This window comes from Novosphingobium sp. ST904 (assembly GCF_001298105.1).
Classification (GTDB): domain Bacteria; phylum Pseudomonadota; class Alphaproteobacteria; order Sphingomonadales; family Sphingomonadaceae; genus Novosphingobium.
Genome location: NZ_LGJH01000100.1, coordinates 1 through 23,416, shown reverse-complemented (window position 1 = coordinate 23,416; position 23,416 = coordinate 1). Strand labels below are relative to the sequence as shown.

The following is a 23,416-nucleotide window of genomic DNA, read 5'->3' as shown; positions in this document are numbered from 1 at the left end:
TCACTTGGCCTCCTTCTGGAGTCCAGAAAGAGACCCCTTAGCGGAGGTCCATCAGCCCCGAGCCTGAATGCCGCAACACGCCGGAGGGCGGACGCTTACCATCGGTCAGGGGGAGTGTCAATTGGTCGTTTGCCATGGGGTGGCCCTCTCACGAATCGAATGACTCGCTATAGCATGTTCTCTATATGTTCGCATCATGGTAGACGCAGCACCCCCCAATGGAAGGACGACGAATTCGCCTTCCGTCGAAAATTCTGTCAACACCGGAGCATAAACGTCAGAGAATACCGTCCTTCACGAACCTGAGCGGATGGCCTGCTTCTCAAGTTACTTTCCAGGCGAAGTGAAGCCCTCGATCAGCCAATTCACGATAATGTTCGCAATGACAAACACGATCAGCAAGCCTATTGGAATGGCAATCCCACCAAACAATAAGTCCAACCAGTCAGAAGTCGCACACTGGTCGAACGTCATTGGGGCTCCGGTTCGTAGCCAGCAGCCATCTGCGAAGTGGTAAGCGCAACGCAACCACCACCCGACAAGCACGAGAATTAAAATGCGCTTAGCGCCCTTGCGTACATTTACTGCCATGATGGCTTCATACCGCTAAAAATATTTATGAAAAGCAAACTTCTGCGCGCGGACGAATATGGGACAATGCGAACACTGCTCCGCGTTCATGGTGAGAACACTGCGTCACCTAGCGGTAACTCCCCCTCCAGGCGACGGTTGACGTTGGCGCCCACCAAGCGCAGCATCCGGGCGTGTGCAATCTTTACCGGCTGACGAAGCCCGCTGACGCAGTAGCTCGCCTGTTCCGCGCCAAAAGCGCCGGGGCGCCGAACTTCGCCGCCGAGATCTATCCGAAATACACAGGGCTGGTGGTCGCCGAGGGCGAGGTGCGCGCCATGACGTGGGGCTTCCCCCGGCACGCCGTGAGCAAGAAGACCGGCAAACCGCTAAAGCCCACAGCGACGAACAATGCGCGAGACGACAAGCTGCGCGGCAATCCGATGTGGCGGGACAGCTTCCGCGATCGGCGCTGCCTGATTCCTGTAACCGCCTGGGCGGAGGCTGAGGGCGCTACCGGGCAGATGACGCGCACCTGGTACTCCCTGCCCGATCAAGAGCTATTCGCCGTCGCCGGCATCTGGCGGCCGACCGACGAATGGGGCAACGCTTATTCCATGGTCATGGTCGATGGCTGCGATCAGATGGCCGACGTGCACGACCGCATGCCGACGATCCTCGCAGAGGCGGACTGGGCGACGTGGACCAACGGATCGCCAGACGAGGCCTTTGCGCTCTGCCGGACATGGACCGGGCCGTTGATTGTTGATCGGACGCTGGAGCGTTGGTTCATGCGCCAAGGAGAGGCGCCACCGGCTACGCCATCGCTCTTGTGAGTGGTGACGATCATTCTGGGCACCTCCGCGCAGAACTTGCTACGGGCAGATTGCAGGAACTGCGCAAAGGACCTTGACCTCGAGATCCAGAATACAAATATTTTGGGCGGCGGAATCACCGCCAATGTGAGGAGAGTTGGAAGAAAGGAGGCAACGTATGTCCCTCTCCAAATTTCATCATCCATTCGAGTTCATGGAACGCCCCCAGCTTGAGCCGGAAGTCAAACGCGCAATCTTGGCGTCGTGGGCTTCCGACGCCCGTGCAGTCGAAGATCGTCCTGATCTGAGGCGACCGCCTGGCGCGTCCGAACCAATCCGTCTCGTCGACATAATGTCTGCCATGCGCAGCCTTGATGCCCGGGAGGTCTGATCATGCAGGAAAGGCTGTTCACACTTCTGCGCCAAGAGCGCAAGCGCTTGGAGCAGGCGATAGCGAAAGCAGAAGCCGAAAAGGCGCATCCATCCGACGTGAAGCGTCTGAAGGTGCTACATCGGATCGTGAATGAGCAAATTCACAGTTGGATGCGAGAACTTTACGGCGACGATCCGCAACAGCTGATGCGAGCCGCATAAGCTTGGGATGAGCCGGAGCCTGCGCCTCCGGCTCATCATTCCTCTCCCGTGTGTGGGGTGGATTGGCCGGTGCGGGCGCGGAGTGCGGTGGCGATGCTCAGTGCCGCGTCAAGCACACCAGTTTCATACCAAATCGCTTCGGCCTTACCCCAGTCAGCGGCGGGTTTAAGGGCACCCTGGTAGTTGCTAGCCACCTTAGCCGCCTCCTCCAACGCCTCGGCGCGGACCTCGCGGCGGTGGCGGGCGAAGGCTTGCACCATCGTTCCATCGTCGCATTTGCCGTCACGAATGCGCTGTTGCCAATTGTTGTTTTGTGGCCTCGATAGGCTTTCACGGTATCGGCCGCGATCTGCCGATCCGCCTGCGTAACTTCGATCTCGGTCATTTACCGAACCTCCTGCCGAAGAATGCGTAGCGGACTGCCTTGGGTATCTTCGTGATGAAATCCCGTCCCTCAAGCTTCCACCCGATGTAGATCAGGCCGGGGACGAACCAGATGGGGATCGTGAGTAGCATCAGCGCTACGAGCCAACGCGGTTTCATCCTCCATCTCCCGGCGCTGCGAGGGCTTGGCGGGCGATCTCTCCGTTCCTGCCGTCTGGGGTGGGGCAACCGTTTCCAGCCAAGCATTCCGAAGCAAGCCACGTCTCGCACCACGGGCATGGCTCCAACTCGTTTTCAGCAGCCTTCAAGTAGACGGCCAAGGCGTCACTCTGCGCAATCTCGCTCATGCTTTGGGTTCCTTTCCGAGAGCGCGGAGGGCAATCTCGGCGATCCGCGCGCTTCGCTCCAACGCCTTACACAGATGGGCGACCTCGGCTTTCAGTGCGCCGATTTCGACGCTCTGGTCCGTGATCTTGTCCGCGAGGTTGTTGCGGTGATTTTCGCAGCGCTTCCAGTCCTCTGCCATTGCGAGGATGGCGGGGACGGAGTTGCGGAGGTGGACGATGAGGGCGGTATTGGCCTCGCCTATAGCATCCCATGAATGACCGCCATTTTCGTCGCGGTCGTCTTCGATCAACTTGTGATCGCTGTTCACGGTGTCCAGCAGGGTTCGCCACTTGCCGTCAACATCAGCCCCGACGAAGAAATTGTGCCAGCCCGTGGCGCAGCCGTCGCTACTGGTCGCTAGTCCGTCACCATCGTATTCGCTGTCCCGTTCCCAAGGCCCCGGCGTCGCGGCCTTATCCAGCGCGCGCAGCTTGTCAGTGTCGATATCGGTCATAAGCGAGGCTCCCTGTTGAAGGCGCGCCGCAAAACGGGTCGCATCGCGTTTGACTGTTCGGCGATGGCCCTCCGCAATTTCTCGGCCATCGGAAGCCGCATCCAATCCCGCATTCTCATGCCGGTGCCCTCCCAGTTATCGTCGTATGCGGAGTCGCTCATTCCCCCTCTCCCTTCAAAGGCGCGAAATTGCAGAAGCATTCCACAGCTTCCACCAAAGAGGGAAGCGGATCGGTTGCTGGCCGGGGTGTTGGGGTTCTGATGAGAAGCCGGACGGGTTCCACGATTTGTCCCACGTCCGGTACTCGCCTTTGTGCGGGAAGTTTTCAGGGCACGGCCCCCATTCAGGACGCTTTCCCATCAAGCGCCTCCCTTCAAAGGCGCGGAAGAGGAGGGCATCGGCGCCTCACAGTGGAAGCAGTTGTTGGGGCCGCTCTCCATGCTGGTATCGACCTGATGGCGCCCGTTCGGGGCTGAGGCGCATTCGGAGGGTGCGGCGAAGGCCTCGGCCAAATGATGTGGCAGCGGCATCCATCCGACCGGCATTCCTTCGCCTTGAACGTAGTGGTCGTGAGACCAGCACCATCCAGCAAACTCCCAGCCTTTCCCCTCGTCCTCGCCTACATTGTGGTCGTTGTTATGGCCGATGGTTATTGCAAATTGGGCATCGTCGAGCGCGTGGCATCCATCTGAGTAGTCGACCAGCAGCAAGACCGTCCTGTCGCGGCTATCCCACTCGCTCATCGGCCGGAACCCCGCCTCCACCAACCTTTCGGGATTGGTCGGGGTGGCGGGGCGAGCGTAGAGCGGGGTTTCGTCAGTAACCGGGAAGCCGTCATAGTGAGTACGGCGGAACGTGGAGGTTAGAGACTGTCCGAGATGCGTCTTGTACATCCACGCCACCGGCTCCTCGCCCGCAGGTTCGGCGGGCAGCGCGCGGACGCGGGCGATTGCGGCATCCTGAGAACATCCGGCATCAAGTGCCGCATTCCATTCCGCGATTTCGCGCGACACTGGCGCAGGTTCGGCGCTCCGGGCTTGCATTGCGGCGATGGCGGCGCGGGCCTTCTCCAGATAGGTCATCTGAGTTCGTGGGTGGGCGCGCTCCCACTCTTCGTCGGGCGCACATCCCACGGCGTAGATCGCCCTCGCCACCGCCTCCACCTCATCGGCGGCCGGGGTGGGAAAGGAATGAAGACGGTTCCACCAGTCCATGACGTTGTAGGCCCAACCCCCGAGCCGCTGGTCTGAAACCATACAACCCTCGGCAGATCGAAAAGCGCCGCTGTTCTCGCACCGCACATAATACCCCGCACCTGCGCCAGCATCGGTAATTACCGCGCGGCCGCCGCATAGCTTGCAGGGCACGCAGCCAGCTTGCGCATCCGCCATAGCCTCGTGGTCGTTGAGCGATTGCCGGTGCTCTCTCAGCTTCTCAGTCATGGGTAGATTCCTTCCGATAGGCGGCGAGAGCATCCAGCGCCTGTATGCGCACATGGTCGAGCGCCTCAGCCAGTGTGGAGGGCTGCTCAAGGTCCGCGTGAAATCCGCTATCGAACCGATCATCGCTGCCCTGAATTCCGATAATGCCGATATCCATGGTTTCGCTCGTCGGCGCGCATGAGGCATCGCAAGACACCTGGCACTCCCCGACAGAGAACCACCATCCCGGCAGGTCAGCTTTGAAACGGGCGATGGCTTCCTCAAGCCCGGTCGCTGGCGAGGTGATCCAGGTCATGCCCCGCCCTCATTCCGGTAGGCGGCTACACGGCGGCGTAAGATGGCGCGGGATGAATGGCTCCCGCGAAGTCTGCTCACCCCGTCTGCCGCATCGGCAATGGCCTCGCAGTGGGCGCGGAGGCGGGTGATTTCGGTGGCAGCGTCTGCGAAGGTCTGTGCATCCTCATTGTCATCGGAGATCGCGCGGCAGTACAGGGCGGCCATTTCAGTCAGCCGCTCGACAAGATCGCTCTGGGTGGTCTCAGGCATGGTCAGCAATCCTCGCATGTGCCGGTGCGGGGCAAGGTGTCCTCGCCGCAATAGAAGCACCAATGGTCGAATGGGCAGTGGCGGCCGGTCGCAGCAGGCTCATTGTCGCGAAGCTGCGGGCAGTCGACGGCGTTGCATTCGCCGTCCATGCTGCCCCGGCAGCCCTTCTCGCGCTCGCCTTCGCGGAACCGGTAGGGCTCCGTCACCGTCATGGCACAGGCTCCCAAAAAAGCAGTTCTCAGCGCCGCAGCGCGGGCTGATGCGGATCAGGCCATCGCGCTCCATGACGCGCAGGCGACGACGCAACTGCGCGAGCAGAAGGTGCTCGCCCTGCTGCTTGGTCAGCTTCTTCTCGATCCGTTGGAGAATGCGGAAGGTCATGCTGCCGGTGCCGATGGCCTCCAAGATCTCGTTTGTCGTGAGGTTGCGGATCCGGGTCATACCGCCGCCTCCGAAACATCGATCGCGAAGACGGAGACAGGAACGGCCCCGAAGTGCTCATGCTGGATGGTGCGAAGGTCGTAGCCGCGCCACACCCGCGTCAGGCGGGTCACGCCCTCCACGCCACCGCTCTTTGGATAGCCGCGCGTCATCACGACATGGCGATAGGTTCGGCCGTCGAGGCGCTTGGTCCAATGCGGAGTCTGCAAGCGGAACTCGTGCGACTTCGTGCCGGCCGCGATCTGGTCGAAGTAGATGCCTTTGACCGGGATGATGAGGTCGCGGGATGGCGATCCTAGGCGGTTTTCGGTTTTCCCGGAGTTCGCCAAGCTATTGATGCTTTTGAATTCAGTTTTCCCGGCAATTTGCTCGGAAACACAGAAATTGTGCGGTTCCAGTTTTATGCTTTCTTTATGCGGCGGGCACAATTCCCCGTGGAACCTTAACGCCCTTCGCGCCCACTTCGCCTTCCGTCCACCACTGACGGGAGGCCTTGCGCCATGCCACATCGATTGCCGGGAGAGCCCTGGTCCAGAGAACGCCTGGCGCGCCTGCGCGCGGCCAGCGGTGGTGGCCGGCCGAGATCCTGAGCCGGATCGCGGCGCTGGGACTGCTGGCGGCGTTCTGGCGCCTGGCCCTGCTCGAGCACCGGCTGTCGCTGACACCGGCGCCTCACCCACCCTGCGCCGCAGACCTCCTCGCCTGCCTTGGCATGGTCGCGCTTCTCGTGAGCGGCCTCGCGCTCGGCATGGCCGGGCCGGGGCTGCTGCGCGAGGTCGAGCTGCCCGGCCATTTCTCCGCGCGCGCGACTTTTCCATCCCACCGAGGAGCTGATCCGATGAACGATATCGCCTGGCTGGCCATTCTCGCCGGCCTTTTCCTCCTGACGCTGGCCTTCGCGCGCCTTTGCGAAAAAGCCTGAGAGACCCGCCATGAACCTGCCGCTGCTGCTTGCCGGGCTCACCGCCCTGGGCCTGCTGATCTATCTCCTCGCCGCGCTCCTGCGCCCCGAACGCTTCTGACGGAGCCCGCGCCATGACCACCGGAATGACATTGCCGGGCTGGACCCTGATCCTCCTGTTCACCGCGCTGGTCGCGGGCCTCGCCAAGCCGATGGGGCTCTGGCTCTTCGCGCTTTACGAGGGGCGCCGAACCCCGCTTCACCGCGTGCTCGGCCCCGTGGAGAACGGCTTCTACCGGCTTGCCGGGATCGATCCGAATGCCGAGCAGGGCTGGCGCCGTTACGCCCTGCACATGCTGGCGTTCAACCTCGTCCTCCTGCTGTTCACCTACTGTGTCCTGCGCCTTCAGGACGTGCTGCCGATGAACCCGCGCGGCCTTGCCGCGATAGGCGCGGACGGCGCGATGAACACGGCGGTGAGCTTCACCACCAATACCAACTGGCAGTGGTATTCGGGCGAAGTCGCGATGTCGAACCTCAGCCAGATGCTGGGGCTGACCATCCATAACTTCCTGTCCGCCGCCACCGGCATCGCGGTGGCCTTTGCGCTGTTCCGCGGATTTGCGCGGCGCGAGGCGAAGACGCTCGGCAATTTCTGGGCCGACTGCACGCGCGTCACGCTTTACCTGCTGCTGCCCGCCTGCCTGGCCTATGCGCTGTTCCTGATCGCCAGCGGCGTTCCGCAGACGCTGTCGAGCATGGTCGACACCACCTCGCTGGAAGGCCTGCGCCAGTCCATCGCGCTGGGCCCGGTCGCCTCGCAGGAGGCGATCAAGATGCTCGGCACCAACGGCGGCGGCTTCTTCAACGCCAATTCCGCCCACCCGTTCGAGAACCCCACGGCCCTGATCAACCTGGTGCAGATGCTCTCGATCTTCGCGCTGGGCGCCGGCCTGACCTGGTGCTTCGGCAGGGCCGTGGGCGACACCCGCCAGGGCTGGGCGATCCTTGCCGCGATGCTGGCGCTGTTCCTTGTCGGCGCCGGGGTGACATACTGGCAGGAAGCCGCGGGCAACCCGGTGCTCCATCAGCTCGGCCTGCCCGGCGGCAACATGGAAGGCAAGGAACTGCGCTTCGGCATCGCCGCCAGCGCCCTGTTCTCGGTCGTGACCACGGCGGCCTCCTGCGGCGCGGTCAATGCCATGCATGACAGCTTCACCGCGCTGGGCGGGATGGTCCCGCTCATCAACATGCAGCTTGGCGAAGTCGTGGTCGGCGGGGTCGGCGCGGGAATCTACGGCTTCCTGCTGTTCGCGCTGCTCGCGGTCTTCGTGGCGGGCCTGATGGTCGGCCGCACCCCGGAATACCTCGGCAAGAAGATCGAGGCGCGCGAAGTCAAGCTGGCGGTCCTGGCCATCGCCGTCCTGCCGCTCTGCATCCTGGGCCTCACCGCGCTTTCCGCCGTCATGCCGGAAGGGCTGGCCGGGCCGCTGAACAAGGGGCCTCACGGCTTCACCGAGATCCTCTACGCCTTCGCCTCGGGCACCGGCAACAACGGCTCCGCCTTTGCCGGGCTGAGCGCCGGGACGCCGTTCTACAACGGCCTGCTCTCGGCGGCGATGTGGATCGGCCGCTTCTTCGTGATCGTGCCGGTGCTCGCGGTGGCGGGAAGCCTCGCGGCCAAGAAGCATACCCCCGAAACCGCCGGCTCCTTCCCGACCACCGGCCCGCTGTGGATCGGGCTGCTGATCGCCGTGATCCTGATCCTGGGCGGCCTCACCTTCCTGCCGAGCCTCGCGCTCGGGCCCATCGCCGATCATCTCGCGATGATCTCGGGCCAACTGTTCTGAAAGCTCCTGTCATGACGACACCCAACTCGATGTTCTCGGCCCGGCTGGTCGTGCCCGCGATCGGCGATGCCTTCCGCAAGCTGGACCCGCGCGAACTGGTGAGGAACCCGGTGCTTTTCACCACGGCGGTCGTCGCCGTCCTGCTCACCGTGCTGCTGATCCTCGGCGGCGAGCCGCTGCCGCGCGGGTTCCAGATCCAGCTCATCGCCTGGCTCTGGCTGACCGTGCTGTTCGGCACCTTCGCCGAGGCGCTGGCCGAAGGGCGCGGACGGGCGCAGGCAGCCTCGCTGCGCGCCACCAAGTCGGACCTCACCGCCCGCCTGCCTGATGGACGCTCGGTTCCTGCCTCCCAATTGAAGAAGGGCGCCGTGGTGGTGGTGACGGCGGGAGACCTCATCCCCGCCGACGGCGAAGTGATCGAAGGCGTGGCCTCGGTCAACGAAGCCGCCATCACCGGCGAAAGCGCGCCGGTGATCCGGGAGGCCGGCGGAGACCGTTCCGCCGTCACCGCGGGCACCCGCGTCATTTCCGACGAGATCCGGGTGCGGGTCACGCAGGAGCCGGGCCAGGGCTTCCTCGATCGCATGATCGCCCTCGTCGAAGGCGCGGAGCGGCAGAAGACCCCCAACGAGATCGCCCTTACCATCCTGCTGGTGGGCCTGACGATCGTGTTCCTGATCGCGGTCGCCACGATCCCGGCCTTTGCGCACTATGCCGGCGGCGCGATCCCGGTAGCGGTGCTCGCGGCCCTCCTCATCACCCTGATCCCCACCACCATCGCCGCGCTGCTCTCCGCCATCGGCATCGCCGGGATGGACCGCCTCGTGCGCTTCAACGTGCTGGCGAAGTCGGGCCGCGCGGTGGAAGCGGCGGGCGATATCGACGTGCTGCTGCTCGACAAGACCGGCACGATCACCGTGGGAGACCGTCAGGCCGCCGAGTTCCGCCCGGTTTCCGGGGTCGGTGCCGGCATCCTCGCCGAAGCCGCCCTGCTCGCCAGCCTTGCCGACGAAACGCCCGAAGGCCGCTCGATCGTGGTGCTGGCGCGCGACGGCCACGGCCTCGCCGCCGGCACGCTGCCGCAAGACGCCGAAGTCATCCCCTTCACCGCGCAGACCCGGATCTCCGGGCTGAAGAGCACTGCCGGACTGGTCCAGAAGGGTGCGGTAGACGCGATCCTGCGCGCCAATCCGGACGCGGCATCCTCGCCCCAGGCCGCCGAACTGCGCCGCCTCGCCGAGGAAATCGCCCGTTCGGGCCAGACCCCGCTCGCAGTCGCCCTCGACGGGCGCCTGCTCGGGATAATCGCGCTGAAGGACGTGGTGAAGGCGGGCGTGCGCGAACGTTTCATGGAGCTGCGCGGATGGGCATCCGCACGGTGATGATCACGGGCGACAACCCGCTGACCGCCGCCGCCATCGCCGCCGAGGCAGGCGTGGACGATTTCCTCGCCGAAGCCACGCCCGAGGACAAGCTGGCGCTGATCCGCAAGGAACAGCAGGGCGGCAGGCTCGTGGCGATGTGCGGCGACGGCACCAACGACGCCCCCGCCCTTGCCCAGGCCGATGTCGGCGTGGCGATGAACACCGGCACCCAGGCCGCGCGCGAAGCGGGCAACATGGTCGATCTCGACAGTGACCCCACCAAGCTCATCGAGATCGTCGGCCTCGGCAAGCAGCTCCTGATGACACGCGGCGCGCTGACGACGTTCTCGGTCGCCAATGACGTGGCGAAATACTTCGCGATCATCCCCGCCATGTTCCTGGCGCTCTATCCCGGCCTCGGCGTGCTCAACGTGATGCGCCTCGCCTCGCCGGAAAGCGCGATCCTCTCGGCCATCGTGTTCAACGCGCTGATCATTCCCGCGCTGGTGCCCCTGGCGCTGAAGGGCGTGACATACCGGCCGATGGCCGCCGGTCCGCTGCTGGCCCGCAACCTCGCGGTCTACGGCCTCGGCGGCCTGATCGCGCCGTTCATCGGCATCAAGCTCATCGACCTTGCGGTCACCGCGCTCCACCTCGTCTGAGGAAATGCATCCATGCTCAAGGATCTCACCACCGCCGCGCGCCCCGCGCTCGTGCTCACCGCGCTTTTCGCGCTCCTGCTCGGCCTTGCCTATCCGCTGCGCTCACGGGAATCGCGCAGGCCCTGTTCCCCCGGCAGGCGAACGGCAGCCTGATCGAGCGCAACGGACAGGTGATCGGCTCGGCCCTGATCGGCCAGGCCTTCACGCAGGACCGCTACTTCCACGGCCGCCCTTCCGCCGCGGGCGCCGCCGAACAGGGCGGCTACGATGCCATGGCCTCTTCCGGGTCCAACCTCGCCCCCACCAGCCAGGCCCTTGCCGACCGCGTCAAGGCAGACGTTTCCGCGCTTCAGAAATCCCCAGGTTCCCTCGTTCCATCCGACCTGGTGACAACTTCCGCCTCGGGGCTGGACCCCCATGTCAGCCCCGAGGCGGCGCTTTTCCAGACCGATCGCGTGGCCCGGGCGCGCGGCCTTGAAAAGACGCGGGTGGATGCGCTGGTGGCGCGGCATGTCGAACGCCCCCTGCTCGGTTTCCTGGGCGAACCGCGCGTCAACGTCCTCGAACTCAATCTCGCTCTCGACAGCATGGCGGCAGGCGGCGCACAAGCACGCCCGTGAACGATCCCCGGCCCGATCCCGACGCCCTCCTTCGCGCCGCCGCGCGCGAGAACAGAGGCCGCCTCAAAGGTTTTCCTTGGGGCGGCTCCTGGCGTGGGCAAGACTTACGAGATGCTGGCCGAAGGCGCCGCTCTCGCCAGGGCGGGGCTGGATGTCGTGGTCGGCGTTGCCGAGACCCATGGCCGGGCGGAAACGGCGGCGCAGCTTGCCGGGCTCGAGATCGTGCCGCTGCGCCGCATGGCCTATCAGGGCCACGCGCTGGACGAGATGGACATGGACGCCATCCTCGAACGCCGCCCGGCGCTGGTTCTGGTGGATGAACTGGCGCACACCAACGCCCCCGGCAGCCGCCACGACAAGCGCTGGCAGGATGTGGAGGAACTGCTGGCGGCAGGGATCGACGTCCATTCCACGCTCAACATCCAGCACCTCGAAAGCCTGAACGACGTGGTCGCCTCGTTCACGCATGTCCGCGTGCGCGAAACCCTGCCGGACCGGATGCTGGAGGAGGCCGAACTCGAAATCGTCGACATTCCGCCCGACGAACTGATCGAGCGCCTGCGACAAGGCAAGGTCTACGTGCCGGAGGAAGCGACCCGCGCGCTCGGCGCGTTCTTCTCCAAGTCCAACCTTTCGGCCCTGCGCGAACTCGCGCTGCGCCGCGCCGCGCAGGCGGTGGACGCGCAGATGCTCGACTATGTGCGCGCCCACGCCATGGCCGGGACCTGGGCGGCGAGCGACCGGCTGGTGGTGGCCGTCAGCGAACAGCCCGGCTCGCTCGAACTGGTCCGTGCCGCCAAGCGCATGGCAGACGCGCTGCGGGCACCGTGGACCGCCGTCCACATCGAAACCCCGCGCAGCGCCCGCTTCAGCGACGGCGAGAACGCCGCCCTCGCCGATGCGCTGCATCTAGCCACCCAGCTTGGCGGGCAAGTGGCAACCCTGCCGGCCGAGACCGTGCTCGCAGGCCTGCAGCGCTTCGCGGCGGAAGCCCGCGCGACCCAGTTGATCGTCGGGAAATCGTCCCGCTCGCGCTGGTTCGAACTGCGCCACGGCTCGATCGTCGACCGACTGGTGCGCGAAACGCAGGGGCTGGCGGTCCATGTCCTGCCCACCGGCGACAATGCGGCACAAACCCCTGTGCCGCGCCTGACCCGGCCGCGCGGCGAATGGGGCAGCCTCTCCGGCTACCTCGTCTCCTTCGCGCTCACCGCGGCGGTGACGCTGATGGGCACGCAGATCCTGCGCACCGGCAATATCTCGGACCTTGGCCTGCTCTACCTGCTGCCGGTCATGGTCGCCGCCACGCGCTACGGCCTGCGTACCGGCGTCGTCACCGGGCTGCTCTGCTCGATCGGCTACAACTTCTTCTTCATCCCGCCCACCCACACCCTGACCATCGAGGACCCGCGCAACATCCTCACCGTGCTGGTCCTGCTCGGCGTGGCGGTGGTCAGCAGCCAGCTTGCCGCGCGGGTGCGGGCACACGCCTTGCAGGCGCAGGCCAGCGCCGCGCAGAACGGCGCGCTGGCGGGCTTCGCGCGGCTGCTGACCGGGGTGAGGACGGTGGACGACCTGGGGCACCTGCTCTGCGCCGAGATCGGCCGCCTGCTGGCCGGCAATGCGGTTCTCCTGATGCCCGGCGATGACGGCCTCTCGCAGCGCTGGAGCTGGCCGAAGGAAGCCCATCTCGAAACCCTCGACCTTGCCGCCGCGACCTGGGCCTACGACAACAATGCGCCAGCCGGGCGCGGGTCGGACACGCTGACCGCCTCGGAATGGCTGTTCCATCCGCTGGCGGCGGGCGGCGCGGCGATGGGCGTCTTCGGCCTGGCCCGCAGCGATGCCCGCGCGCCGGTGCGGCCGGACCAGTTGCCCCTGCTGCTCAGCCTGCTCGATCAGGCCGCGCTCGCGCTGGACCGGATCCTGCTGGAAGGGCAGATGGCCGAACTGTCGCAAGTGCGCGAACGCGACCGGCTGCGCCATGCGCTGCTGTCTTCGGTCAGCCACGACTTGCGCACGCCGCTGACCACGATCCTCGGCACGCTCGATGCGGTGCGCACCACCGACCCCGAGCAGGAAGAACAGATGGCGGCGGCGCGCGGCGAGGCGGAGCGGCTGCACCGCTTCGTCACTAACCTGCTCGACATGGCCCGGATCGAGGCGGGCGCGCTGCACGGCAAGGCGGAGCCGGTGGACCTGGAGGAAGCGGTATCGGGAGCCCTGCACCAACTGCGCGCGCTGCTGGGCGGACACCGGCTGGATATCACGATCGCGCGGGACGTGCCGATGGTCATGGTGGACCCGCACCTGTTCCACCATTGCCTCACCAACCTGATCGAGAACGCCGCCAAATACGGCGATCCCGGCGGCCCCATCGCCATTGCCGCGCGCCGCATCGGCCCCGGCCTCGAACTGACCGTAGCGGATCGCGGCCCCGGCATCCCGCCCGGCGAGGAAGAACGCATCTTCGAGACTTTCGCCCGGATCGAGGGTTCGGACCGCAAGGGCGGCACCGGCCTCGGCCTTGCCATCGTCAGGGGTTTCGCGCTGGCCATGGGACTCTCGGTCTCGGCGGCGGCCCGCCCGCCCGATGCTGACGGCAAGGGAGGCGCCTGCTTCACGATCCGCTTCGATCCGGCCCATCTCAGGGAATGGCCCACGATATGAACCCCAACGTCAAGATTCTCGTCGTCGATGACGAGCCCGCCATCCGCCGCCTGTTCCACGCAGGGCTCTCCCGCGCGGGCTATCAGGTGGTGGAAGCCGGCACCGCCCGCGAGGCGCTCAATGCGCTTACGATCGACAAGCCCGAAGTGGTCCTCCTGGACCTCGGCCTGCCGGACCGCGACGGGCTGGAACTGATCCCGATCCTCAAGGGGCGCACGGCGATCATCGTCGTCTCCGCGCGCGACGCCACCGAACAGAAAGTGGCCGCGCTGGACCTCGGCGCGGACGACTATGTCGCCAAGCCGTTCGACAGCGAAGAGGTCCTCGCCCGGATCCGCACCGCGCTGCGCCACCGGCTGCCGGTGGAAAGCGCGGAAAAGCCCGTGCGGCATGGCGATATCGAGATCGACCTCACCGCCCGGATCGTTCGCAAGGGGGGCGCGGAAATCCACCTCACGCCAAAGGAATACGGCTTTCTCTCGGAACTTGCGCGCAGTCCGGGCCGGGTCATCACCCACGCCCAGCTCCTGCGCTCGGTGTGGGGGCCGGGCCACGAAAGCGATGTCGAATACCTGCGCGTGGCCGCGCGGGGCATCCGGCGCAAGCTGGAGGACGATCCCTCGCAGCCGGCCATGCTTCGCAACGAGCCCGGCGTCGGCTATCGCCTGGTCGGGCTGGACTGATCGTCCTGCGCGGTGCGGCGGGCGGCGCGCAGCGGGGAAAAGCCCGCATAGCGCCCCGGCCGCAACCACAGTCCGGTAACAAGGCCCATCGAAATCGCGCTCACCGCCGACCATGCCAGCTTGTCCGCCGGCAGGAACAGTGCCGAAGCGCCAAGGATCGCAAAGTCGATCGCGATCTGCGAGCGGCCGATGTTCCAGCCCCGCTTCAGGAACAGCCAGTACGTGACGATGCCGACCCCGCCGACCCCGGCCCCGTGCCGCACCACCGCCAGCGTGCCCATGCCCAGCAGGGTGCCTGCGCCCACGGCTGCGGCGAAGGGATCGTTGACCTCGATCGTCAGCGCGTGCTCGGCCAGCACGGAGGCCAGCGCGATGCCGCCGCTCGCCGCGATCGTGCGCAGGGTGAACAGCGAACCCATCGCCCGCAGCGCCAGCGCCAGGAACGGAACGTTGAGCAGGGCGAACAGCAGGCCCGGCGGCAGGGGCGCGAAATGGCCGACCAGCAGCGCCAGCCCCGCCATGCCGCCTGTCACCAGCCCCGCCGCATGGAGAATGGTCAGCCCAAGGCCGATCAGCACGCTGCCCACGGCGATCGCGTAGATATCCTCGATGCGGCCGTGGCGGACCGTATTGGCGTTCATGGGCGAAATTCGCTTCGTCTGGTGTGGAATCCTGGGAGCCATTTATGCAGGTGCGAACACCGAGTCGAGCCTTGTGATAGTCCCGGAACAATCCGGCTTTCCAGCGGGATTTCGCGCAAGGATGCATGGCGGCGAAAACCCGGCGCGCATGTAATCTTTCGCAGGTGCGAAGACCCGCTTTCGGCGCTCGCACCCATCGCCGAACTCGGCTAGATTCGCGGCCCCTATCGCCAACATTCGACCGAGCCCATGACCGACCCCTCCCACCTCAAGCTGCGCGCCCGCATCTATTGCGGAGACGAAATCGCCATGGGGCCGGGCAAGGCGGACCTGCTGGAAGCCATCGCCAGTCAGGGTTCGATATCCGGCGCCGGCCGCGCGATGGGGATGAGCTATCGCCGGGCGTGGCTCCTGGTCGATGCCATGAACCGCTGCTGGGACCAGCCGCTGGTCGAGACGGTAGCCGGAGGAAGCCACGAACGCGGCGCCCGCCTCACGGAAACCGGACGAACGGTGCTGGAACGCTTCCGGTCCCTGCAGGGCCTCATGGCCGCTCTCGGGAACTCGCCGGAATACGCCGCGCTCGAGGCCAGCTTGCGCAGTACCCCGCTGCCCGCCAAGGGCGAGTGATCAAAGCGCCTTGCCGCAGGCGGTGCGCGGCAAGGCGTGCCGGCGATCGGCCAGAAACGCCGGATCGGTAAGCGCATCGAGGAAAGCGAGCAGCGGCTTCGCCTCGTCCTGCGGCATCGCCTCGAAACCCGCGTGGGCACGCAGCGCCCCGGCGAGCGTGGGAATCGACCCGTCGTGAAGATAGGGCGCCGTCACCCCGACATTGCGCAAGCCCGGCGTGCGAAACCCGCCCCTGTCCGCCGCCACACCGGTCACTTCCGCCAGACCCGCGTCATCTCCCGGAATTTCTCCGGGTGCAGTGATCCGGTGGAAGCGCGCATCGGTAAAGTCGGCCCCGGCATGGCATGAGGCGCAATCTCGCGCAAAAAAGGTCGCGCCCTGCCTCGCCTCGGCGGAAATCGCATCGGCCTCCCCGCGCGAGAACTTGTCCCACGCACTGTCCCGCGACACGAGCGTGCGCTCGAAAGCGGCCAGCGCCTTCGTGACCTTGCCGTAACCGATGCCGCCCGCCTCGCCCGGGAACGCCTTGCGGAACATCGTCCGGTAACACGGATCCCGTCCGAGCCGCTCCGCGATATCGGCTTCCCGCCCCTTCATCCCCATCTCTACCGGATGGTCGCCCAGTACCGGAACCGAGACTTGCGCCTCCAGCGTCGTCTGGCGCGGATCGGCCCATGTCAGCGGGGAAAGCCAGGCGAGGTTGACCAGCGCCGGCACGTTGCGCCGCCCCGGATCGTCCAGCGCGCCGGGGTGCGTGCGATTGCCGTCGGCGAAGGCGTGGTGCTGCTCATGGCAGGTCGCGCAGGACATCGTCCCGTTCACCGAGAGATCGGCGTCGTAGAACAGGCGGCGGCCCAGCTCGACTTTCGCCGCGCTCATCGGATTGTCGGCGGGAACGCGGGGCGCCGGAACGCCCGCGCCCCAGTCCCACCCTGGACGGGACCGTGCCGACAGGCCTGAGAGCGTCGCGGCAAGCAGCGACAGCCCGAGCAGGGCGTATCGCATCCGCCCGCTCAGGGCAGCCGGGCGACGAGCAGGGGAAGCCGGTCATCGGCATTGGCCGAGACCTGCAACAGGTAAGTTCCGGGCTCGAGCGTGAAGTCCACCATCTTGCGGATTCCCGAGCAATCGGGGCCGTGACCATGCGCGGTCGAGGTCATGGCCGTGCCGTCTCCCGCCTTTTTCCCGGCCTTGATGACATCGATCCAGGCCGCCGAACCGAGCGCGACGCGATAGCTGCCTGCCTCCGCGACATCGAACGTGTAAAGGCCGCCGAAACTGACCGAACCGCCCGGCTTTTCCGGCCGCTGGGCATAGCGCATCTCCGGGGTCGGCCGCAGACCGCCCTCGATCCCCTTGCCGATCGCGATCGTGGCGCCCGAAAGCGAGCGCGTGTCACGCGCCGCCAGCAGCCGCGTGCGCTGGTTCCAGGCGGCGAGTTCGGGCGGCAGCTCCACCGGATCGGACGGGCAAGCCATCGGACTGGGCATGCGATCCGCCATAGGCGAAGATTCGCCGCCAGGGGAGCCGGAAGCCGCCGGTCCCGGTGCCTCGGCCGGTGCCTGAGCAGGAGCCTGAACCGGCGACTGCATCGGGATGACCTGGGCCCAGGCCGTTCCGGAAACCGGCAGCGCGGCAAGTATCAGCGCCGTTCCAAGCCCGGCCCAAGGACGCGCACGCCCCATCATCGTGGATGCCCCATTGTTGTAATCGTCTTTCATGTTCGCCCTCGACTATATACCACCAGATATAGCGAATCGCCGGAATGGCGACAGGCCAAAAATATGGGGGTTTCATTCATGCGTTCCGCATCAGCACTTGCGGTTACTTTTTCCTGCGCGCTCGGGCTGCCGGTTCTGGCCTCGCCCGCGCTTGCCGAAACTGCCGCGCCGACCGAACAGGGCAGCGCCTTCACGCTGGGGCAGATCATCGTCACCGCCCCCACGCAGTCCACGCCGACGATCTCCTCCTCCACGCTCGACGCCGACGCCATGCGGCTGTTCCAGCGTGCCAGCCTGGACGATGCGGTCAATCTCATGCCCGGCGTCTCCTCCTCGAACAGCGGCGGTTCTCGCAATGAACGCCTGATCAACGTGCGCGGTTTCGACCGTTACCAGGTGCCGCTCTCGATCGACGGCATCCGCGTCTACCTGCCCGCCGACGGGCGGCTCGATTACGGCCGCTTCCTCACCGGCGATATCGCGCAGGTGCAGGTGGCCAAGGGCTATGCCTCGGTGCTGGACGGCCCCGGTGCGATGGGCGGTGCGATCAACCTCGTCACCCGCAAGCCCGTCCAGCCGATCGAAGCAGAGGCGCGCGGAACCCTGGACCTGGGCCGAAAGGGCGAATACGCAGGCTACAATCTCTTCGCCCTGCTCGGCACCCGGCAGGACAAGTGGTACGCCCAGGCCAGCTACACCCGGCGCTTCACCGACCACTGGGATCTTCCCGGCGGCTACGAACCTGCCGCAGGTTCGGCGGAAAACGGCGGCCACCGGGACTTCTCACGCACCGAGGACTGGCGCGTCAACGCCAAGCTGGGCTTCACCCCCAACGCCACTGACGAATATTCGCTCAGCTATACCCGGCAGGAAGGCTCCAAGAACGCGCCGCTGCACATCTCCGATGCCCCGTCCAGCCAGCGCAACTGGTCGTGGCCCTACTGGAACATCGACAGCATCTACTTCCTCTCCACCACGACGCTCGGCGATGTGGCCACGCTGAAGACGCGCGCCTATCGCAACGGCTTCAACAACCTGCTGCGCGCGTTCGACGATGCGACGCAGACCACCCAGACCAGGGGCCGCGCCTTCAACAGCTACTATGCGGACACCGCCTGGGGCGGTTCGGCCCAGATCGACGTGAACGTCAGCGGGTCTGACCGTTTCAGCCTCGCGGCCCATTACCGGCGCGACAAGCATGTCGAATGGCAGCAGGCCTTCCCTTCCGGCACCACGGAACCCCGGCAAACCAGCATCGAGGAGACCTACAGCATCGCGGCCGAAAACCGCCTTGCCTTCAGCCCCGCCCTGGCGCTGACCACCGGCATCAGCTTCGACTGGCGCAATCTCACGCGGGCGGAGGACTACGCCAGCAATGTCCTGATCGCCTATCCCCTGCATAACGGTAAGGCGCTGAACGGACAGGCGCAGCTCGTCTGGACGCCGGACCCGCTGACCAGCCTTCACGCCGGGATCTCGTCACGCGCGCGCTTCCCCACTATCTTCGAGCGGTTCAGCTCCCGCTTCGGCGGCGCGGTGTCCAGCCCGAACCTCAAGGCCGAACGCGCCACCAATTACGAAATCGGCGGCACGCGCGATTTGGCCCGCTCCACGCCGAAGCCACGTTGTTCTACTCGCACCTGAACGACGTGATCGTCGCCTTCCCGTTCCTCTACCAGGGCCAGTCCGTGACCCAGAGCCGCAACCTGGGCAGCGGCAACTACTACGGCGGCGAGATCGCCCTGACCGCAAGGCTGGCCGAAACGCTGAGCCTCGGCGGCAACTACACCTACACGCACCGCGACCTCGACGACCCGACCAACTCGGCCTTCCAGCCGACCGGCGTTCCCACGCACAAGGCCTTCGTCTGGGCCGACTGGGCGCCGCTGGGCGGCCTGCACATCCTGCCCAACGCCGATATCGCGTCGAACCGCTGGACGGTTAACACGGCCGGAACCGAATACTATCGCACCGGAAGCTATGTGCAGGCCAACCTGACCGTGAACTACGAGGTCCGCGAAGACATCGTCATCGGCGCGGGCGCACGCAACCTGTTCGACGATTATTATGTGCTGGCCGATGGCTTCCCCGAACCGGGCCGCAGCTTCTTCCTGTCGTTCCAGTACAAGTATTGAAAGCGATCCCTGCATCGCACCGACATTGCCCCGGGACGATGCAGGGACGCCCACGTGAATGACCGGGATGGGCAGATGGTGTTGGAAAACTCTGGCTTGAAGTAGCCTGTGTGGTCTGATTCACTGTTCCAGCTGGACGGAGACAGGCTGATGATGGGTGAGCGGACGATGATCCTGATTTTCACCAGATCGCATCCGGGAAGCTTGCTATCGATGGCCAGGTCAAAGAGGGCACGGTCCCGGATCCGCCCATGCTGGTCGAGAAAGAAACGGATCGCCCATATCTGACGGGGCTTGAGCGCTCGCTTTGCTCCAACCTTGCGCCCGGCGTTCAAAGATATCCGCTCGCGAGCGCCGGGATCAAACTCTGATAATCCCATGACACATCTCCTATGGCCCTCACGGCCATAGGTAGAACACTTCTAGAGAGGCCGACCCATTGCGGCCGTTCAGCAGCCAATTTTTCAGTCTTAGCTGCTGCCTATCCGGTTCGGGTACTTGTCGACGAGTCGAGGTCATTCAGATAAGTGCGGGCGAAGGCCCTGATTGCAAATCCTTCTGCAAGCGGACAGTCGTTAACCTTGCGCTTGCGGCGCAGTTGGCTCCTTCCGGGTGAAGTCGATGAAGGCCCTGAGTGGAGGCGGAAGCTGGCGGCGGCCGGAATAATACAGCATCGGCCCCGAGAACGGCTCGTCCCATTCGTCGAGTATCCGTTCCAGGGCCCCCGACTGCATGGCCGGGGCAAGCCAGTCCTCGAAGAGCCTTACGACACCGAGCCCCGCCATTCCGGCCTCGACCAACACGTCGCAAGCCGAACCGGGCTGGATAAGGAGAGGACCGGGCGGGTCGATACGGATCACTTCGTCACCGCGCTCAAATTCCCAGATGGCCAGCGCGCCGCTGGAGAAGCGCAGGCGCAGGCACGCGTGGTGAAGTAGGTCGCGGGGATGCGCGGGGCGGCCATGGACATCGAGATAGGCCGGAGCCGCCGCCGTGATTATCCGCTGCGACCGTGGTCCGATCGGTAACGCGATCATGTCCTGCTCCAGCCGTTCCTCGTAGCGGATGCCGGCGTCGGCCCCGGAGGCGAGAATATCGACGAAGCTGTCTTCCACGGTCACTTCCACCCGGATCTGGGGATGCGCTTTCAGGAATGTCGGCAGGATGCCGGGAAGGACGGTTCTGGCGACATTCGCCGGGACGTTGAGCCGCAGGGTGCCGGCCGGCTGGTCGGTCTCGGCATGGACGGCGTCGAGTGCGGCATCGATCTCGTTAAGGGCGGGGGAGAGGCGCTCGAACAGCAGGTTGCCCGCTTCGGTGGTCGAGATGCTGCGCGTCGTGCGGTGCAGCAGGCGCACGCCCAGCCGCGCCTCCAGCCGCCGAAGCGCTTCGCTGAGACCGGATGCGGAAACGCCCGATACCCGGGCGGCCTCGCGAAAACCGCCTGCGCGGGCCACGGCCACGAAAGCCGATAGATCGTCAAGTTCAGTCGCCATTGTGCATATTCTCGCACAGCCTGTGCTTAACTGCACGGCTTATCGATCGTTGGCAAGCGGTCCATATGCCTAGGTCGTAAACTCAGGAGATTTGCGCATGACCGATCTTGTACCCGCGAAGACCTTCGAACTCGGCGACCGTACCGTCAGCCGGATGGGCTATGGCGCCATGCAGCTTGCAGGGCCTGGCGTATTCGGCCCGCCGCGCGATCGCGCCGCCGCCATTGCGGTCCTGCGCGCCGCAGTAGAGGCCGGGGTCAACCATATCGACACGAGCGACTTCTACGGACCGCACGTCACCAACCAGATCATCCGCGAAGCGCTGCATCCCTATACCGATGATCTGGTCATCGTGACCAAGGTGGTCGCCGTACGTGGCGACGACGCCGCGTGGCTGCCGGCGCAAAGCCCCGCCGAACTGACGCAGGCGGTGCACGACAACCTGCGCAATCTGGGCCTGGAGCAGCTCGAAGTCGTCAACCTGAGGCTGATGGGCGATGTCCACGCACCGAGCGAAGGATCGCTCGAAGTACAGTTCTCCACGCTTGCGCATTTGCGGGAGCAAGGCCTGATCCGGCATCTTGGCCTCAGCAACGTCACACCTTCGCAAGTGGCCGAGGCGCAGAGGATCGCTCCCGTGGTCTGCATCCAGAATCAGTACAATCTCGTCCACCGTGCTGATGATGCACTGTTGGAAGACCTGGCCGGCCAGGGGATCGCCTATGTCCCGTTCTTCCCGCTGGGCGGGTTCAGCCCGATCCAGTCGGATGCGCTTTCCCGGATCGCGGCGCGGCTCGAAGCCAGCCCGTTGCAGGTTGCGCTGGCCTGGCTGCTGGCGCGTTCGCCCAACCTGCTCCTGATCCCCGGCACCTCGAGCGTTGCGCATCTGATCGAGAATCTGGCAGCCGCGAACCTGCGGTTGTCGCAGGATGTTCTCGACGAGATGGACGTCGTGGCGGGCACCTGAAATCTGCCGCCGTCAGAGGGTGGACGCGCGGTGTTCAACCGATCACGGTCCGGGCGAATGCCGCAGCTGCCTCAAGGCCATCCTGCCCGACGCTGTGGCCCAGCCCTGGCGAGACGTGCATCTCGACAGGCACGCCGGCTGCCGTGAGTGCGGCGCTGGCCAGATCCATGGAACGGTACGGCACGACCTCGTCTTCCGTACCGTGGATCAACAGGACCGGAGGGCGGCTGCGGATATCCGCTTCCAGCAAATCCGGTGCGACCAGCATGCCCGAAATCCCGACGATCCCGGCGACGGTTTCTTTCCGGCGCAACCCGACGTGGAGTGCCATCATCGTCCCTTGACTGAACCCGACGAGTAGCAGGCGGTCGCCGGTCAACCCGGCCGCTTCGAGTTCTGCAGTAAGGAAAGCATCGAGAGCCGGCGCCGCAGCCGCCGCGCCGGCCGCGTGTTCCGCCGCCGAGAAGGTCTCGATCGGCCACCACTGGTAAGCGGCTGCCATGTGAGGGATCTGCGAAGGGGCATTCGGCGCTACAAAGGCCGCATCGGGCAAGGTGGGCTGGATCATGCGCGCCAGCGAGATCAGATCTTCGCCATTGGAGCCGTATCCATGAAGCAGGACCACCAGTCCGGTGGGGGCCGTGCCGGAGAGCGTAGCGAGGCGGGGGCCGTCGAGCATCAGGATAATCCTTTTAGATTGGCAATCTCAGCATAAATGCCTGCATTATGAAATTCGAGGATCCGACCCATTGTCGCCTTCCCGCCGTCGACCCTTCCCAGCCATTCCGCACCCAACTTTCCGTTCCAAGTTGCGGCCAGCCCGCTTTCTCGACCTAGACGTTCGGGACAGGCCGGATCCAGATCGGCTGATTTTGTTGCAAACCCGCAAGGAACCTTCCCGACGGGTTTGCGGTTGCCTTGCGCCGGTCCTTTCCTAAGGAGCGGTGTGGCGACCACTGGGGACCGTCGGCTCCAGAAACCCTGGTGCAGATGTCCCCGAGGGTGGCTCAAGCACAAAGCGCGGGTAGGAGAGAACCAATCCTGTATTGGGGAGCGTTATGGATTGCACGCCGCCGGATTGCTGTGTTCGTGCGCTGTTTCCGACCCCCTGAGAGTGCCGAAGCCATAATCACGCACGACATTGCCGAACAACACGGCGGATGAGTACGTCAATGGACCGATCAAAACCTCAACCTTGCCGTTGAAATGCAGCGCTTCGCCAAGGGTTGGGACGGTCGCGGTCTCGATGCTCCCCGATGAAAGCGAGCCATCGCGTTCGCGTTTAACGTAGGTCGAGCCCTGCTTGTAAGGTTTGGTGGCAATGTAGCGGAGGATACCTTCTTTGTACGCATCTGCTGAGCGGCGCCTTGCCGGTGGGATGATGGATCGGTCTTAAGGTCGCAGTTATTTGCGAACTTAGGAGCGGTGTTTGTGGGACGGATC

Annotated in this window: 23 protein-coding genes and 4 pseudogenes; 13 read left to right on the top strand and 14 right to left on the bottom strand. The window is 65.3% G+C overall.

Going from position 1 to position 23,416, the window contains the following annotated elements:
- Positions 1-764 precede the first annotated feature (764 nt).
- Together ADT71_RS03060 and ADT71_RS03050 are read left to right on the top strand one after the other, a co-directional pair.
- Positions 765-1,406, top strand: coding sequence for an SOS response-associated peptidase (locus ADT71_RS03060; protein ID WP_054434969.1), 642 nt, complete (start codon positions 765-767; stop codon positions 1,404-1,406).
- A gap of 372 nt (positions 1,407-1,778) precedes the next feature.
- Positions 1,779-1,979, top strand: a complete 201-nt coding sequence (locus ADT71_RS03050) for a hypothetical protein (RefSeq protein WP_054434964.1) — start codon at positions 1,779-1,781, stop codon at positions 1,977-1,979.
- A gap of 35 nt (positions 1,980-2,014) precedes the next feature.
- On the opposite strand, the gene ADT71_RS03045 is transcribed toward ADT71_RS03050, so the two are convergent.
- The 8 genes from ADT71_RS03045 to ADT71_RS03015 form a co-directional block, all read right to left on the bottom strand.
- Positions 2,015-2,239 carry a hypothetical protein gene (locus ADT71_RS03045; RefSeq protein WP_054434962.1) on the bottom strand — a complete coding sequence of 75 codons (225 nt, stop codon included), beginning with the start codon at positions 2,237-2,239 and terminating at the stop codon, positions 2,015-2,017.
- Between the two features lie 121 nt (positions 2,240-2,360).
- On the bottom strand, positions 2,361-2,522 hold the full coding sequence (locus tag ADT71_RS31090; protein WP_156336438.1) for a hypothetical protein: 162 nt from the start codon (positions 2,520-2,522) through the stop codon (positions 2,361-2,363).
- A 184-nt stretch (positions 2,523-2,706) separates the two neighbouring features.
- Entirely contained in the window at positions 2,707-3,204 is a 498-nt protein-coding gene (locus ADT71_RS03040; protein WP_054434960.1) for a hypothetical protein, read from the bottom strand.
- A gap of 359 nt (positions 3,205-3,563) precedes the next feature.
- Positions 3,564-4,646, bottom strand: a complete 1,083-nt coding sequence (locus ADT71_RS03035; RefSeq protein ID WP_054434958.1) for a hypothetical protein — start codon at positions 4,644-4,646, stop codon at positions 3,564-3,566.
- On the bottom strand, positions 4,639-4,941 hold the full coding sequence (locus ADT71_RS03030) for a hypothetical protein (RefSeq protein WP_054434957.1): 303 nt from the start codon (positions 4,939-4,941) through the stop codon (positions 4,639-4,641). The genes ADT71_RS03035 and ADT71_RS03030 overlap by 8 nt, the downstream gene beginning before the upstream one ends.
- A complete protein-coding gene (locus tag ADT71_RS03025) occupies positions 4,938-5,192 on the bottom strand; it encodes a hypothetical protein (RefSeq protein ID WP_054434955.1) in 255 nt (84 codons plus the stop codon). The genes ADT71_RS03030 and ADT71_RS03025 overlap by 4 nt, the downstream gene beginning before the upstream one ends.
- Before the next feature lie 99 nt (positions 5,193-5,291).
- Positions 5,292-5,633, bottom strand: a complete 342-nt coding sequence (locus ADT71_RS31085; protein ID WP_156336436.1) for a winged-helix domain-containing protein — start codon at positions 5,631-5,633, stop codon at positions 5,292-5,294.
- Positions 5,630-6,061, bottom strand: a complete 432-nt coding sequence (locus ADT71_RS03015) for a hypothetical protein (RefSeq protein ID WP_197282895.1) — start codon at positions 6,059-6,061, stop codon at positions 5,630-5,632. The genes ADT71_RS31085 and ADT71_RS03015 overlap by 4 nt, the downstream gene beginning before the upstream one ends.
- Positions 6,062-6,126: 65 nt before the next feature.
- On the opposite strand from ADT71_RS03015, the gene ADT71_RS03010 reads away from it, so the two are divergent.
- From ADT71_RS03010 to ADT71_RS02980, 7 genes and pseudogenes are all read left to right on the top strand, one after another.
- Positions 6,127-6,555 (top strand): hypothetical protein, encoded by a 429-nt coding sequence (locus ADT71_RS03010; protein ID WP_054434949.1) that lies wholly within the window; start codon positions 6,127-6,129, stop codon positions 6,553-6,555.
- A gap of 10 nt (positions 6,556-6,565) precedes the next feature.
- Positions 6,566-6,655, top strand: a complete 90-nt coding sequence (gene kdpF / locus ADT71_RS03005) for a K(+)-transporting ATPase subunit F (RefSeq protein WP_054434947.1) — start codon at positions 6,566-6,568, stop codon at positions 6,653-6,655.
- Between the two features lie 25 nt (positions 6,656-6,680).
- Positions 6,681-8,384 carry a potassium-transporting ATPase subunit KdpA gene (kdpA, locus tag ADT71_RS03000; protein ID WP_054434975.1) on the top strand — a complete coding sequence of 568 codons (1,704 nt, stop codon included), beginning with the start codon at positions 6,681-6,683 and terminating at the stop codon, positions 8,382-8,384.
- Positions 8,385-8,395: 11 nt separating this feature from the next.
- Positions 8,396-10,410 (top strand): annotated as a pseudogene (kdpB, locus tag ADT71_RS02995) (potassium-transporting ATPase subunit KdpB).
- A 12-nt stretch (positions 10,411-10,422) separates the two neighbouring features.
- Positions 10,423-11,030, top strand: a pseudogene (gene kdpC / locus ADT71_RS02990) (potassium-transporting ATPase subunit KdpC).
- Positions 11,027-13,700 (top strand): annotated as a pseudogene (locus ADT71_RS02985) (DUF4118 domain-containing protein). The pseudogenes kdpC and ADT71_RS02985 overlap by 4 nt, the downstream one beginning before the upstream one ends.
- Positions 13,697-14,383: a response regulator gene (locus ADT71_RS02980; RefSeq protein ID WP_054434973.1), complete on the top strand. Its 687-nt coding sequence runs from the start codon at positions 13,697-13,699 to the stop codon at positions 14,381-14,383. The pseudogene ADT71_RS02985 and the gene ADT71_RS02980 overlap by 4 nt, the downstream one beginning before the upstream one ends.
- Here ADT71_RS02980 and ADT71_RS02975 read toward each other — a convergent pair.
- The gene (locus tag ADT71_RS02975) at positions 14,359-15,024 is read right to left on the bottom strand and encodes a YitT family protein (RefSeq protein ID WP_082370126.1); all 666 of its coding nucleotides are present in this window, start codon (positions 15,022-15,024) and stop codon (positions 14,359-14,361) included. The genes ADT71_RS02980 and ADT71_RS02975 overlap by 25 nt on opposite strands.
- Positions 15,025-15,273: 249 nt before the next feature.
- Between ADT71_RS02975 and ADT71_RS02970 the strand changes: the two genes are divergently transcribed.
- Positions 15,274-15,654: a winged helix-turn-helix domain-containing protein gene (locus ADT71_RS02970; protein ID WP_054434945.1), complete on the top strand. Its 381-nt coding sequence runs from the start codon at positions 15,274-15,276 to the stop codon at positions 15,652-15,654.
- On the opposite strand, the gene ADT71_RS02965 is transcribed toward ADT71_RS02970, so the two are convergent.
- Together ADT71_RS02965 and ADT71_RS02960 are read right to left on the bottom strand one after the other, a co-directional pair.
- On the bottom strand, positions 15,655-16,659 hold the full coding sequence (locus tag ADT71_RS02965) for a cytochrome c peroxidase (RefSeq protein WP_054434943.1): 1,005 nt from the start codon (positions 16,657-16,659) through the stop codon (positions 15,655-15,657).
- A gap of 8 nt (positions 16,660-16,667) precedes the next feature.
- Positions 16,668-17,375: a homogentisate 1,2-dioxygenase gene (locus ADT71_RS02960; RefSeq protein ID WP_231635521.1), complete on the bottom strand. Its 708-nt coding sequence runs from the start codon at positions 17,373-17,375 to the stop codon at positions 16,668-16,670.
- 78 nt (positions 17,376-17,453) lie between these two features.
- On the opposite strand from ADT71_RS02960, the gene ADT71_RS02955 reads away from it, so the two are divergent.
- Positions 17,454-19,019, top strand: coding sequence for a TonB-dependent siderophore receptor (locus ADT71_RS02955; protein ID WP_231635520.1), 1,566 nt, complete (start codon positions 17,454-17,456; stop codon positions 19,017-19,019).
- Positions 19,001-19,510, top strand: a complete 510-nt coding sequence (locus tag ADT71_RS32710; RefSeq protein WP_231635519.1) for a TonB-dependent receptor domain-containing protein — start codon at positions 19,001-19,003, stop codon at positions 19,508-19,510. Before ADT71_RS02955 ends, ADT71_RS32710 begins: the two co-directional genes overlap by 19 nt.
- Before the next feature lie 170 nt (positions 19,511-19,680).
- On the opposite strand, the pseudogene ADT71_RS32705 reads toward ADT71_RS32710, so the two are convergent.
- Positions 19,681-19,890, bottom strand: a pseudogene (locus ADT71_RS32705) (integrase); the annotation flags it as partial.
- 195 nt (positions 19,891-20,085) lie between these two features.
- Positions 20,086-21,006, bottom strand: coding sequence for a LysR family transcriptional regulator (locus ADT71_RS02950; protein ID WP_054434941.1), 921 nt, complete (start codon positions 21,004-21,006; stop codon positions 20,086-20,088).
- A gap of 97 nt (positions 21,007-21,103) precedes the next feature.
- On the opposite strand from ADT71_RS02950, the gene ADT71_RS02945 reads away from it, so the two are divergent.
- On the top strand, positions 21,104-21,973 hold the full coding sequence (locus ADT71_RS02945; protein WP_054434939.1) for an aldo/keto reductase family oxidoreductase: 870 nt from the start codon (positions 21,104-21,106) through the stop codon (positions 21,971-21,973).
- 34 nt (positions 21,974-22,007) lie between these two features.
- Here the strand turns inward: ADT71_RS02945 and ADT71_RS02940 are convergent, their stop codons facing one another.
- Positions 22,008-22,652 carry an alpha/beta hydrolase gene (locus ADT71_RS02940; protein ID WP_054434937.1) on the bottom strand — a complete coding sequence of 215 codons (645 nt, stop codon included), beginning with the start codon at positions 22,650-22,652 and terminating at the stop codon, positions 22,008-22,010.
- Between the last annotated feature and the right edge of the window lie 764 nt (positions 22,653-23,416).

Excerpts from the sequence above, each read along its gene's own strand:
- ADT71_RS03045 (WP_054434962.1), bottom strand. The coding sequence starts at position 2,239 with ATGGTGCAAGCCTTCGCCCGCCACCGCCGCGAGGTCCGCGCCGAGGCG.
- ADT71_RS31090 (WP_156336438.1), bottom strand. The coding sequence starts at position 2,522 with ATGAAACCGCGTTGGCTCGTAGCGCTGATGCTACTCACGATCCCCATC.
- ADT71_RS03025 (WP_054434955.1), bottom strand. The coding sequence starts at position 5,192 with ATGCCTGAGACCACCCAGAGCGATCTTGTCGAGCGGCTGACTGAAATG.
- ADT71_RS02970 (WP_054434945.1), top strand. The coding sequence starts at position 15,274 with ATGACCGACCCCTCCCACCTCAAGCTGCGCGCCCGCATCTATTGCGGA.
- kdpF (WP_054434947.1), top strand. The coding sequence starts at position 6,566 with ATGAACCTGCCGCTGCTGCTTGCCGGGCTCACCGCCCTGGGCCTGCTG.
- ADT71_RS03040 (WP_054434960.1), bottom strand. The coding sequence starts at position 3,204 with ATGACCGATATCGACACTGACAAGCTGCGCGCGCTGGATAAGGCCGCG.
- ADT71_RS02965 (WP_054434943.1), bottom strand. The coding sequence starts at position 16,659 with ATGCGATACGCCCTGCTCGGGCTGTCGCTGCTTGCCGCGACGCTCTCA.
- ADT71_RS02940 (WP_054434937.1), bottom strand. The coding sequence starts at position 22,652 with ATGCTCGACGGCCCCCGCCTCGCTACGCTCTCCGGCACGGCCCCCACC.
- ADT71_RS02980 (WP_054434973.1), top strand. The coding sequence starts at position 13,697 with ATGAACCCCAACGTCAAGATTCTCGTCGTCGATGACGAGCCCGCCATC.
- ADT71_RS02950 (WP_054434941.1), bottom strand. The coding sequence starts at position 21,006 with ATGGCGACTGAACTTGACGATCTATCGGCTTTCGTGGCCGTGGCCCGC.
- ADT71_RS03030 (WP_054434957.1), bottom strand. The coding sequence starts at position 4,941 with ATGACCTGGATCACCTCGCCAGCGACCGGGCTTGAGGAAGCCATCGCC.
- ADT71_RS03050 (WP_054434964.1), top strand. The coding sequence starts at position 1,779 with ATGCAGGAAAGGCTGTTCACACTTCTGCGCCAAGAGCGCAAGCGCTTG.
- ADT71_RS02975 (WP_082370126.1), bottom strand. The coding sequence starts at position 15,024 with ATGAACGCCAATACGGTCCGCCACGGCCGCATCGAGGATATCTACGCG.
- ADT71_RS31085 (WP_156336436.1), bottom strand. The coding sequence starts at position 5,633 with ATGACCCGGATCCGCAACCTCACGACAAACGAGATCTTGGAGGCCATC.
- ADT71_RS02960 (WP_231635521.1), bottom strand. The coding sequence starts at position 17,375 with ATGAAAGACGATTACAACAATGGGGCATCCACGATGATGGGGCGTGCG.
- kdpA (WP_054434975.1), top strand. The coding sequence starts at position 6,681 with ATGACATTGCCGGGCTGGACCCTGATCCTCCTGTTCACCGCGCTGGTC.
- ADT71_RS02945 (WP_054434939.1), top strand. The coding sequence starts at position 21,104 with ATGACCGATCTTGTACCCGCGAAGACCTTCGAACTCGGCGACCGTACC.
- ADT71_RS03035 (WP_054434958.1), bottom strand. The coding sequence starts at position 4,646 with ATGACTGAGAAGCTGAGAGAGCACCGGCAATCGCTCAACGACCACGAG.
- ADT71_RS02955 (WP_231635520.1), top strand. The coding sequence starts at position 17,454 with ATGCGTTCCGCATCAGCACTTGCGGTTACTTTTTCCTGCGCGCTCGGG.